Here is an 11572-nt window from a genome sequence, read left to right on the forward strand (position 1 = left end):
AATGGCTCCGGAACCGCTGCGATTCTCGCGCGAGGTGACCAGACCGGCGTTGACCGACAGTACAATCACCACGCTCTAACCCCTCGCCCATACGAAGCGATACCATGAGACCGCACCGCATCTGAATCAAGGCGCCCCCTCAGCCCTCGAGCAAACTGCGCAACATCCACGCCGTCTTCTCGTGCAGTTGGATGCGCTGGGTCAGCAGATCGGCAGTGGCTTCATCACCGGCAGATTCCACATCGGGGAATAGGCTTCGCGCGGTACGCACGACGGCTTCCTGGCCTTCGACCAGCAGGCGGATCATGTCCTGCGCCGCCGGAACGCCATCGGTTTCAGGTATGCTCCCGAGCCCGGCGAACGCTTTGTAGGTCCCCGGCGCCGGAAAACCCAGTGAACGGATCCGTTCGGCAATCTGATCGACAGCAAGCGCCAGCTCGGTGTACTGCGTCTCGAACATGAGATGCAGCGTCTGAAACATGGGACCCGTGACGTTCCAATGAAAGTTATGCGTCTTCAAATAGAGCGTGTAGGTATCTGCCAGCAGCCGCGACAATCCATCTGCAATTCGGGCGCGGTCGGCTTCTTTGATCCCGATATCGATTTTCATGGGAACACTCCTCTCACCGTGACTCGGCGATTGATCAGGTTATGGCCAGTAACGCTTGTGGATAATCCAATCCCATTGGCGACGCTTGTTGACCCAGCGGAAAACTGATCGGGAGACAGACTCAGTCCGCGGTCAGCTGGATCCGGCCATTGACCCGCACCACCAGTTCGGTAACGCCCGATTCGCTCGCCAGGGGCACGGCGGACTGTTTGCTCAGCATCATCATCCGCGATTCCGCCAATTGACCGCCCCCATTTCGTATATCGTCCAGATTCATCTCGACAATGCGAAAGCCTGATGCATCCAAGGCCTGTTGCACCACCTCGGCCCGATGGCGAAACGCGGCGATCGCCGATTGCGTCAAAGCCTCTTCGGCTTCCCGACGTCGATCGGGCGAAACGGTGAAATCAACCCGCTGAACCACCATTCCCTCCGCCTGCAGGGCACCGATCAAGGCGCCATTCTTCTCGAAATCAGCGCCTTCCAGCGAGAACTGGGCTTGCGCGCGCCAACCGATGAATGCTCCGTCTTTATCGACCTCCGGCACGGTTTGGTAGTTCCGGCTTTGAAAGCGCACGTGCGAATAGGCGCGCGCGCCAGCGAGTGCCTGCTCGATTTTGCGGTTCATCACCCGGCCCAGTCGTGCCGGATCCGGATCACGCAGCTCGAACGCCAGTAACGCCGACATCCAGTCATTGGTGATTTCCTGGCGGGCTTCGCCCGAGAGCGTCACCAGATCGTAATCGATGGACGGTGTGCCCGCCGGGGCACTTCCGTCGCCCACCGAGCTATTGCACGCTGTCAGTGCGGTCAGGGCTGTTGCCGCCAATCCAATCATCCACGCCCGAGCCCACAGTCCACTATTCATGTTCGGTCCTCACTCAGATGGCAATCGATCATTGCGTTCTACCTGCTTGGCCTGATCCCACAGCGCCTCCATGCGCGCCCGCACAGCAGGATCGGGAGCAAGCCCCTCACGGGCCAATGCCTGCTCGACCCATTGAAACCGACGAATGAACTTGGCATTGGCTCGGCGCAGGGCGGCTTCTGCATCGAGATCCAGAAAGCGGCTGAGTTGCGCCACCGAGAACAGGACGTCTCCCAACTCCTCTTCCACCCGGTCCGCTGACTCTTGGGCCGCAAGCGCCTGTTCGACCTCATCCATTTCCTCGCGCACCTTGGCCACGATATCCGCGACAGCGCCCCAGTCAAACCCCACCCGGGCGGCGCGCCGTCCCAGTTTTTGCGCACGCATCAGTCCAGGCAGAGCGGCCGGCACATCCACAAGCGCCCCGTCCCCCTTTCCCGATACCTGCCGCTCGCCCTGCTTGATGCGCTCCCAACGTGCCGGGTCATGCGTCAGGTTCGGATCCGCAAACACATGGGGATGCCGGCGTACAAGCTTATCGGCCATTCCGGCGGCAACGGCCGAAAAATCGAACCAGCCCCGCTCTTCGGCCAAACGGCTATGAAAAACCACCTGAAACAGTAGATCCCCTAGTTCCTCACGCAGCGCAGCCGGATCCGGAAACTCCCGGTCCAATACATCGACAACCTCATAGCTTTCCTCCAGCAGATAGGGAATCAGCGAGCGGAAATCCTGGTCACGGTCCCAGGGACATCCGGTCTCCGGATCCCGCAGCTGAGCCATCACGCGTAGCAACTCTTCCATATCAGGCGCCCTCTGGCGGAACGAGGGCCAGTTTCTCGGCAAGATTGATGATCATCGCAGCGGTCGCCCCCCAGATATTCCACGGTCCATAGACGATGGTGTGATAGGTGAGTTCGCGATCTTTGATCTGCACCGTGCGTCGCTGATGATTTGCCGGGTCCATGAGAAAGGTGAGCGGCACCTCGAAGACCTCGGAAACCTCATTCGGATCCGGCTGCAGCGACAGATCCGGCGGGACAAATCCCACCACGGGCGTGATACAAAACCCGCTCACCGTCACATGCGGATCGAGATAACCGATCACATGTACCTGATCCGATGGAAGCCCCAATTCCTCCGCGCTCTCACGCAGGGCGGTCTGGATGGCATCGACATCCTCCGGCTCTGCGCCGCCACCGGGGAAACTGATCTGCCCGCCATGATGGCGCAGATGGGCGGTCCGCTGGGTGAGCAAGATTCGTGAGCCGGCTGGATCGCGCACGATCGGGACCAGGACCGACGCCGCACGCAGGCGCTCCAGCGGTACCGGGAGAAGATCCAGCGGCAGGTTGAGTGGACCGGGGAACTCATGCAGACACGCCGGCGCCGGTGCCGGAAGCGAATTCGCCAACCGGCTGATAATGTCGTCCAGGATCGGTTCTTTCATCGATTCTGCCTGCGAAGCCCGCATCATCTTCAGTGCGGGACCGGACCGGGGCGCCAATCCGAGATACGTAGCGATGTGCCCGTTCAGCCCGGCGGCCAAGTCATCTGACGCCCGCCCAGCACATGCAGATGAATATGGTATACCGTCTGCCCTCCGGCCAGATTGCAGTTCATGATTGTGCGATAGCCCTGGTCGGCAATGCCTTCCTGGTGAGCAACCGCCTGGGCGGCGAGCACCATCTCGCCCATCAGAGACGCATCTTCGGGCATCAGGTCGTTGAGCGTGGCAATGTGGCGCCGCGGAATCACCAGCACATGGGTCGGGGCCTGCGCATGCAGATCCCGAAATGCGATCACCGACTCGGTCTCATACACGATCTGAGCAGGTAGCTCACCCTTGACGATTCGACAAAAAATACAGTCGGCCATGCGATTCGCTCCTTGCGGTCCTCAAACGTTCAGAAAGACTCATCGGCCGGATGAGACCCCGGATCGGTCTGCGCCACCCGGTGGCGACCGCTGAAGGCATGCGACAGGGTGCCACTGTCGACATAGGTGAGTTCACCCCCCATCGGCACCCCATGCGCAATCCGGCTGGCATGAACGCCGATCTGCGCTGCCTGCGCGGCCAGATAGTGCGCCGTGGCCTCCCCTTCCACGGTTGGGTTGGTGGCGAGAATGACTTCACGCACACCGCGCCGCAGCCGTTCTGAAAACCGGTCCAGACCCAGTTCCTCCGGCCCAACGCCGTCGAGTGGCGACAAATGCCCCATCAGTACAAAGTACTTGCCCCGATAAAAGCCCGCGTTTTCGATGGCGACCACATCCGCAGGCGTCTCAACCACGCACAACAATCCCTCGTCGCGATGGCTGGAACGGCAAATGGGACAACGATCGCCTTCGCAATACATGCGGCAATCCTGACAATGATGCAGGATTTCCAGGGCATCACGCAGCGCGCCGGCCAGGACCAGCGCACCCTGCCGATCCTTCTCCAACAGATGGAACGCCATGCGTTGCGCCGATTTGGGCCCCACACCCGGCAACAGGCGCAATGCTTCGATCAGTCGGTTCAGTGGCGGCGCAAACAACGACATGATCAAGCGCCCGGAAAGCCGCCCGGCATCTTGAATCCGCCTGCCATGCCCGTAACCTTCTGCCCCAGCGCCTTCTCCAGTTTACGCAACGCATCGTTCATGGCACCGGCCAGAAGATCTTCCAGAAGCGCCTGATCGCGCAGCAACTGGGGATCGATGCGAACCTCGTTCACTTCACGCCGTCCATTGAGTTTCACCTGAATCAAGCCGGCGCCAGCCTCGCCAGTCACTTCCAGGTTGGCCAGATCATGCGCGGCACGCTGCATATCGTCGCCAAGACGCCGGGCCTGTTCAAACAACTTATCGAATGGTCCTGCCATTGAGTTCATTCTCCATCGTGAGAGCGCACCGAATCCCGGGGCCGAACGCCCTGCAGGCGCGCATCGAGCCGGGCCTCCATCATCTGAACCACGGGATCTTCCCGGATCGCTGCCTCGGCCAGGGCTTGCCGCTGCGCGCGCTCGTCCTCGTCGCGCTGAGCCGGAGTCGGATGTGTTGCCTGTTCGATCGTCTCGATCTGCAGCACCAATTCGGGTTGCCGAAGATGCGCGCGCAAGGCGTGCACCAGCCCCTGCTCCGCCGCAGGACGCCGCAACGCATGCTGCTGGCGCGGCAATTCCAGCACCATGCGGCCCGTGCTCCGCGATTTCAAGGCACAGTGACGCGCAAGCTCCAAAGCTCCACCGCGCAGTCCGAGCTGACCAAGGAGATCGTGCCACTCGTCCGCCGCGGCTGCAGGCGAATGGGCGACCGGACGGGCAGGCGCGGGCATCACGCGCGAGGGCTTCGATGCCGCTTGCGCAGGCCGGTCTGCAATGGGCTGGGGGGCGGATGCCGCCGTCCCTTCATCGCCCGCGGCGGCCGCGATGACCGGCGCCTCACGCACAGCGCCGGTCCCCTTATCCGATGGAGGCCGAAAGGCATGCAGACGCAGAACCACCATTTCAAAGCCGCTGGCGGGATCCGGGGCCAAAGCCAGATCGCGCTTGCCGAGCAAGCAGATCTGGTAATACACCTGTACCGTCGCGGGAGACAGTGCCGCCGCCAGCTCAGGACTGACGGGCTCCTCTTCTTCACTCACGCAGCCAAAGGTCTGTGTAAATGCAATCGCCTGAAGACGCAGCGCCAACGCATCGAGCAGACCCGCGTAGTCCAGACTGCGCTGGCGCCAGGCCGCGAGCACTTGCCAGATCGCCTCGGCTTCACCATTCACCAGGGCGCTGAGCAAGGTATCGACCTGCAAGCGGTCCACCGTTCCCAGCATCGCATCGACATCGGCTACGGTCAGTGGCCCGCCGGCATAGGCAATCGCCTGATCGAGCAGGCTCAGGCTGTCCCGCACGCTCCCGTCGGCGGCACGTCCCAGGGCACGCAGCGCCACTGGATCAAAGGTGACCTGTTCAGCCTGCAGAATGGTCGCAAGATGGGACGCGATTCGATCCGCGCTCAAGCGGTGCAGATTGAACTGCAGACAGCGCGACAGCACCGTCACCGGCAGCTTCTGCGGGTCGGTGGTCGCGAGCAGGAACTTCACATGTTCGGGAGGCTCCTCCAGTGTCTTGAGCAAGGCATTGAAGGAATGGGTCGAGAGCATGTGGACTTCGTCGATCAGATAGATCTTGAAGCGGCCCTTGCCGGGCGCGTACTGGGCATTGTCGAGCAAGGCGCGCGTGTCATCCACCTTGGTCCGGGAGGCCGCATCCACCTCGATCAGATCCATGAAGCGGCCCTGATCGATTTCCTCGCAAGCCTCGCACCGGCCGCAGGGCTCGGCGCTCACACCGTCGCGGCAATTCAGACACTTGGCCAAAATCCGGGCCAGGGTAGTCTTGCCGACTCCACGCGTCCCGGTGAACAGATAGGCGTGATGCAGCCGCTGCTGGGACAACGCGTTGGACAGCGCCCGAACCACGTGTTCCTGTCCAATCAGTTCGTCAAAGCTGCGCGGACGCCATTTGCGGGCAAGTACGGTGTAGCTCATCGACCTTCCCATTCCGGCGGATTGAAGCCCATGCCCGAAATGGGCGGCGGCCCCGGCCAGCCACACTCCGGCGCCCGAGTCCACTGCTGCCGCTGCTCCCTTCCGGATCTCACGGGGTTCACAATGTATCGTCGCGAAGGGACCAACCGGGGCCACCATGTCGAAACCGGAAACCGGCATACGATAGGCCAGCGCCGGGAGGTCCGGATTATAGCAGCCGCCATCTTCTCAGCAAGGTGTGTTCAGTAGCGGTCGAAGACCCTGGACCCATGGGCGTCATAGATCTGCACCTCATAGGCCTCGGGATTTGGACCCTCCATGCCCGGAGAACCAATCGGCATACCGGGAACCGCAAGGCCCACTGCGGCCGGCTTTTCCCGCAGCAACCGCTTGACCGAAGCCGCCGGAACATGACCTTCGATCACATATCCACCCACCTGCGCGGTATGACAGGATCCGAGATGAGCCGGTACGCCCAGCGCCCGTTTGCGCTCGGCCAGATCGGCGACATCCCGGGTGGTGACCGCAAAGCCGGCCTCGCTCATGTGTCGAGCCCAAGCCTCGCAACAGCCGCAGCGCGGGTCCTTGTACACCGTCAAGGCGGGCAGCGTGCCCGCCAGCAGCGGGGTCGTCACAATAAAACCCAGCAGCAATACAAACAAGGGAGCGATGGTGTGAAAACGCATTCGAACCGGTCCTCCAATCTGAAACGGAAACAGCTCTGACCATTCACTGGGCGCTGAGGCGCTCAGAGCGTCAGCGTTGCACGAACGATGTTGCTCTCACTGCCCGGGTCGATATGAAATCCGAGCTTACGGCAAACCGCCAGCATGGCGCCGTTTTCCCGGAGAATGTCGCCATAGATCTCCCGGTAGCCGCGCGCCCGCGCGTAATCGATGATCCGCTGCATCAGCCGAATGCCGAGCCCCTTGCCGCCTTGGTCATGACGCACGCCGATTGCGAACTCACAGCGCTCGTCATTCGGATCACCGGCGATGCGTACCCCGGCCAGGATACGCGCCTGGCCAGGCAAACCGGCCTCGGTGAGGATCAGCGCCATCTCCCGATGGTAGTCGATCTGGCTGAGCCGGGCAGCCAGCTGATGGGGCACATGGCTCATCGGCGAGAAAAAGCGCATGTAGCGCTCTTCCTCGGTCATGGCATCGAACAGCTGGATCAGCGCCGGTTCGTCTTCGGGTTGGATCGGGCGCAGCATCAAGCGATGACCATCGGAGAGCTCGAAGGATTGCTCGAGCTCCTTGGGGTAAGGCCGGATCGCAAAGTGCGCATCCCCAGCCGGCGCCGAGACATCCACTCGCACGCGCGCATCGAGTGCCAACACGCCCCGTTCGCCGGCCAGCAGCGGATTAACCTCAATCTCCACCACCTCCGGGAGATCGGCTGCAAGCTGGGCCAGTTTCACCAGACTCAGTGCGACATCGCCGATTCGGGTGGCCGCGATGCCACCCACGCCTCTGAGCACGCGATGAATCCGTGTCCGCTCGATCAGATCACAGGCCAGATGCATGTTGAGCGGTGGGAGCGCAAATGCCGTATCATTGAGCGCTTCGACCGCGTTCCCGCCCTGCCCGAACAGCAACACCGGCCCGAACACCGGGTCGGTGGTCATCCCCAGGATCAGCTCATGATTGTCACCTTTGGGCACCATAGGTTGAAGCGTGAAGCCCTCGATCCGGGCCTCAGGCTGATGCTGGCGCAGATGCGCAAGAATGCCCTGCGCAGCCTCCGAGACCGCCTCGGGCGTTTGCAGATTGAGCGCCACACCGCCCATCGCGCGCTTGTGCAGAATATCGGGCGAAGAAATCTTGAGCGCGACCGGCACGGCCCAGTCGGCCGCCTGAGCCGCTGCTTCGTCCGGGGTGACGACTGCCGCCGTCTGCACCACGGGAATGCGATAAGCGGCCAGCAACTCCATCCCCTCGGCCAGGGACAGCCAGCCGCCACCCCGCTCGCGCGCGGTTTCGATCACCGCGCGTGCCGCCTCGCTATCGGGAACGAACGCCTGCGGCAATGACGGCGGTGTTTCCAGCAGCAATCGCTGGTTACGGCGATAGCCGATGAGATGCATGTACGCACGAACCACCTGATCCGGCGTTTCGTAGGTTGGAATGCGATGAGCCGTAAACCGCTCTCGCGCCGTCTGGGCCGTCTTGGCACCGAGCCAATTGGTCAGCAGTCCTTTGCGAGGCGTCTGATGGACTTCGATCACGGCCTCGGCGGCGTCCTGGCTGCTGGCAACGCCCACCGGACAGTTGAACACCGCCACGGTATCGACTTCCGGTGCCTCATAGAGGATGCGCAACGTGTCACGATAACGGCCCGGATCCGCATCACCCAGCACATCGATCGGATTCTGCGTACTGCACAAGGGCGGCAGCGCCTCGCGCAAGCGATGCCGAGTGTTCTCCGACAAGGCGGCAAGATTCCCGCCCAGGCGCGTCAGTTCATCGGTCGCGAGCACACCGATCCCGCCGCCGTTGGTCACAATGGCGAGCCGTTCGCCGAAGCGCGGACTGGAATGGCCGAGGGTCTCCACCGCGTCGAACAGTTCGGCCATCGAATCCACCTGAACCATGCCGGCCCTGCGGAATGCCGCAGCATAGACCGCATCGACGCCAGCCAGCGCACCGGTATGGGATGCAACCGCCTGAGCAGACTGGGCATAACGACCACCCTTGACGACAATCACCGGCTTGAGCCGGGCGGCCAGCCGCGCCGCCGACATAAACTTGCGAGAGTCTCGCACCGATTCCACATACAGCAAGATGGCGCGGGTATCCCAGTCGTTGGCCAGATAATCAAGCAGGTCGCCGAAATCGACATCCGCCGAAGCGCCCAGCGAAATCAACGCCGAAAAGCCGATCCCGCGGCTTTCTGCCCAGTCGACGACGGCGGTGAGAATCGCGCCGGACTGCGCGATGAATGCCAGATTTCCCGGACGCGCCATGAGATGGGCAAAACTCGCATTGAGCCCCACCTTGGGCATCAGAATGCCCAGACAGTTCGGTCCGATGATGCGCATCAGATAAGGCTTAGCCGCTTCCAGGGCCGCCTGCTGCAAAGCCACCCCGGCTTCCCCCTCGATCTCTTCGAAACCCGCCGACAAGACAACGGCCGCGCGGGTTCCAGCCGAACCCAGCTCGCCGACGGTCTCTGGCACCTGAGACGCCGGAACCGCCACCACCGCGAGATCGGGAACTTCCGGCAGATCCGAGAGTTGCGTGTAGATGCCATGCGCCGCATCGGGCGCGCTGCGCCGGTTGACCAGCATCACCCGGCCCGCAAATCCACCGGCCTGCAGATTGCGCGCGACTGCGCCCCCCACACGGTGCGCGTCGCGGCTGGCGCCGATCAAGGCAACGGACCGAGGCTTGAAGAAAAATTCCAGATTGCGCGTGGTCATGTGTACTCCCCACGTGTGATCCTGGCCTTCCGCTCATGCATCGCAGCATACGCGGGCACTCATGCCCATACCATGTCATTGGTCTATGACACAGCGAAACCATCGGCAGGTTCATGGCGCCACATCGACGCCTCAATCGCATCGACATGGGCATGGCGCGGACCGGTTCGCAGCCGTTCCTCAAGCGCCACCAGGGCGGGCGACATCCCCCAAGCGACCACTTCGACCGAACCATCGGGAAGGTTCCGCGCCCAGCCCTTCAGGCCCAGGCCGAGGGCCTGGCGCTGACAGAAGGCCCGATACCCCACGCCCTGGACTCGGCCCCGAACGCGCCAGACCATCCCGCTGGACTGGTCGGTCGTCACGGCGATCGCTGCGTCGGAGTCGGGGATACCCGCCGATCGGCGGCATCGCACCCCAGCGGTTCGATTGATTCGCGCATCCAGCGTCTCCTCTCTGAGCGCCAACGCATTACAATGGTGCGCTTTAGCGCTGGCTCGAAGAACTCGATTCATGAACATCATCCTCTATCACAACCCGCGCTGCAGCAAATCGCGCGCAGCGTTGGCCCTGCTCCGGCAAGCCGGTCTCGAACCCACGCTGATCGACTATCTCAGTGACCCACCAAGCCCGGCGACGCTGACACAACTGGTGAAGCTACTGGGCATTCCGCCGCGCGAATTGTTGCGCAAGAGCGAAGAGACCTACAAAACACTCAACCTGGCGCGAGCCGACTTGTCCGACGCGTTCATCATCGATGCGATCCATCAGTATCCCAAGCTGCTGGAACGCCCGATTGCCGTACGGGATGGGCGGTGGGCCATCGTCGGGCGACCGCCGGAACGGGTTCTGGAGCTGTTGGACCATGATTGAAATCCTGATCCTGTACTACAGCCGCAACGGCGCAACGGCCCGAATGGCCCAACGCATTGCGCGCGGTATCGAAGAGGTGGCTGGCGTCGGCGCCCGAATTCGCACCGTACCGCCGGTTTCGTCGACCTGCGAGGCGGTAAGTCCCGCGATCCCCGATAATGGCCCGCCCTACGCGCAGGAACGTGATCTCAAGGAGTGCGCCGGACTGATCCTCGGCAGCCCCACCCGTTTCGGCAATATGGCTGCCCCGCTCAAGTATTTCCTCGATCACACCGGCGCCCTGTGGCTCAGCGGCGCGCTGTCCGGCAAGCCGGCAGCCGTCTTTACCTCGACTGCCAGCCTCCACGGTGGGCAGGAAAGTACCTTGCTGTCGATGATGCTGCCATTGTTGCACCACGGCATGCTTCTCGTCGGCCTGCCGTACACCGAAGCCGCCCTGAATGAAACGCACAGCGGCGGGACACCCTACGGCCCCAGCCACTGGGCTGGGAGCGCAGGTGAAAAGCCGGTCAGCGAGACCGAAATGGAGCTCTGCCACGCGTTGGGCCGGCGAGTCGCCGAATTGACGTTACGCCTGCAACGCGGAGCGCAGCCATGATCCATCCTCAAAGCCTGCAGCGCCTGACTCTGATCTGCCTGGGGGGGTTGATGGCCACGCTGGCCTACTGGCTGCTCGGGTTTTCGAGCCTGATGCCACCCCATATGATCTGGGCATGGTTGATCGGCGTGGAAATCCCTCTGCTGCTTGCGGTTCCCGGCCTGCTTGCCGGGCGGCCTTATACCTTTGCTTGGCTGAGCCTGGCATCACTGTTCTACTTCGGGGGCGCACTGACCGACCTGATCGCTAATCCGGCTGAACGCCATGCCAGTCTGCCGGCCACATTGCTTGCCCTCGGAATTTTCGTGGGATGCGTACTGTTCCCGAAGTCGCTCAAGGCCTACCGGCGTCGTCGATGATCGCGGCCATTCCGGATCCTGGAACAGTCCCGCAGACCGCGCTTGGTCCAGTGCCCGAGACAATAGCCCCTATGAGGCATGGCATATGGACCTCGAGGCCGATTCGATAGATGATTGAGTCCAAGCAGGAAGCAAGGACGGGATATGCATGCCACCCCGTCGATTCGTCACCAAGGATCCCGCAATGCCACGACATCTCAACAGACCTCTGGCATCCCTGATCGGGATGGCCGGACTGATTGCCACTGGCCTAATGGCCCCGCCGATCCCTGGCGAGGCAGCTTCGCAACCAAGTGGCCCCGGCATGGGTGGC

General features: G+C 62.4%; 14 protein-coding genes and 1 other RNA gene. 3 read left to right on the forward strand and 12 right to left on the reverse strand.

Annotation, left to right across the window (positions count from 1 at the left end; translation table 11 throughout):
• Positions 1-139: 139 nt before the first annotated feature.
• From E4680_RS06615 to E4680_RS14605, 12 genes are all read right to left on the reverse strand, one after another.
• Positions 140-610 carry a Dps family protein gene (locus E4680_RS06615; protein ID WP_135281606.1) on the reverse strand — a complete coding sequence of 157 codons (471 nt, stop codon included), beginning with the start codon at positions 608-610 and terminating at the stop codon, positions 140-142.
• Between the two features lie 121 nt (positions 611-731).
• On the reverse strand, positions 732-1478 hold the full coding sequence (locus tag E4680_RS06620; protein ID WP_135281607.1) for an SIMPL domain-containing protein: 747 nt from the start codon (positions 1476-1478) through the stop codon (positions 732-734).
• 9 nt (positions 1479-1487) lie between these two features.
• Entirely contained in the window at positions 1488-2282 is a 795-nt protein-coding gene (mazG, locus tag E4680_RS06625) for a nucleoside triphosphate pyrophosphohydrolase (RefSeq protein WP_135281608.1), read from the reverse strand.
• Position 2283: 1 nt separating this feature from the next.
• Positions 2284-2928 carry a CoA pyrophosphatase gene (locus tag E4680_RS06630; protein ID WP_167792413.1) on the reverse strand — a complete coding sequence of 215 codons (645 nt, stop codon included), beginning with the start codon at positions 2926-2928 and terminating at the stop codon, positions 2284-2286.
• An 83-nt stretch (positions 2929-3011) separates the two neighbouring features.
• Positions 3012-3356 carry a histidine triad nucleotide-binding protein gene (locus E4680_RS06635; RefSeq protein ID WP_135281610.1) on the reverse strand — a complete coding sequence of 115 codons (345 nt, stop codon included), beginning with the start codon at positions 3354-3356 and terminating at the stop codon, positions 3012-3014.
• A gap of 29 nt (positions 3357-3385) precedes the next feature.
• Positions 3386-4024 carry a recombination mediator RecR gene (gene recR / locus E4680_RS06640; protein ID WP_135281611.1) on the reverse strand — a complete coding sequence of 213 codons (639 nt, stop codon included), beginning with the start codon at positions 4022-4024 and terminating at the stop codon, positions 3386-3388.
• A gap of 2 nt (positions 4025-4026) precedes the next feature.
• Complete coding sequence (locus E4680_RS06645) at positions 4027-4344, reverse strand: YbaB/EbfC family nucleoid-associated protein (protein WP_135281612.1); 318 nt, start codon at positions 4342-4344, stop codon at positions 4027-4029.
• Positions 4345-4349: 5 nt separating this feature from the next.
• Positions 4350-6005, reverse strand: a complete 1656-nt coding sequence (gene dnaX, locus E4680_RS06650) for a DNA polymerase III subunit gamma/tau (protein ID WP_135281613.1) — start codon at positions 6003-6005, stop codon at positions 4350-4352.
• Positions 6006-6056: 51 nt separating this feature from the next.
• Positions 6057-6153, reverse strand: an RNA gene (ffs, locus tag E4680_RS06655) — signal recognition particle sRNA small type.
• Positions 6154-6247: 94 nt separating this feature from the next.
• Positions 6248-6691, reverse strand: a complete 444-nt coding sequence (locus E4680_RS06660) for a DUF411 domain-containing protein (RefSeq protein WP_135281614.1) — start codon at positions 6689-6691, stop codon at positions 6248-6250.
• 62 nt (positions 6692-6753) lie between these two features.
• On the reverse strand, positions 6754-9429 hold the full coding sequence (locus tag E4680_RS06665; RefSeq protein WP_135281615.1) for a bifunctional acetate--CoA ligase family protein/GNAT family N-acetyltransferase: 2676 nt from the start codon (positions 9427-9429) through the stop codon (positions 6754-6756).
• 83 nt (positions 9430-9512) lie between these two features.
• Positions 9513-9944, reverse strand: a complete 432-nt coding sequence (locus tag E4680_RS14605; RefSeq protein ID WP_422666668.1) for an acylphosphatase — start codon at positions 9942-9944, stop codon at positions 9513-9515.
• On the opposite strand from E4680_RS14605, the gene arsC reads away from it, so the two are divergent.
• The 3 genes from arsC to E4680_RS06685 are packed head-to-tail and all read left to right on the forward strand — an operon-like array spanning position 9943 to position 11259.
• A complete protein-coding gene (gene arsC, locus E4680_RS06675; protein ID WP_135281616.1) occupies positions 9943-10302 on the forward strand; it encodes an arsenate reductase (glutaredoxin) in 360 nt (119 codons plus the stop codon). The two genes, E4680_RS14605 and arsC, sit on opposite strands and share 2 nt — an antisense overlap.
• Entirely contained in the window at positions 10295-10900 is a 606-nt protein-coding gene (wrbA, locus tag E4680_RS06680) for an NAD(P)H:quinone oxidoreductase (protein ID WP_135281617.1), read from the forward strand. The genes arsC and wrbA overlap by 8 nt, the downstream gene beginning before the upstream one ends.
• Positions 10897-11259, forward strand: a complete 363-nt coding sequence (locus tag E4680_RS06685) for a DUF2069 domain-containing protein (RefSeq protein WP_135281618.1) — start codon at positions 10897-10899, stop codon at positions 11257-11259. The genes wrbA and E4680_RS06685 overlap by 4 nt, the downstream gene beginning before the upstream one ends.
• The last annotated feature ends 313 nt before the right edge of the window (positions 11260-11572 follow it).

It is taken from the genome of Candidatus Macondimonas diazotrophica (assembly GCF_004684205.1).
In the GTDB taxonomy this organism is placed as follows: Bacteria; Pseudomonadota; Gammaproteobacteria; order UBA5335; family UBA5335; genus Macondimonas; species Macondimonas diazotrophica.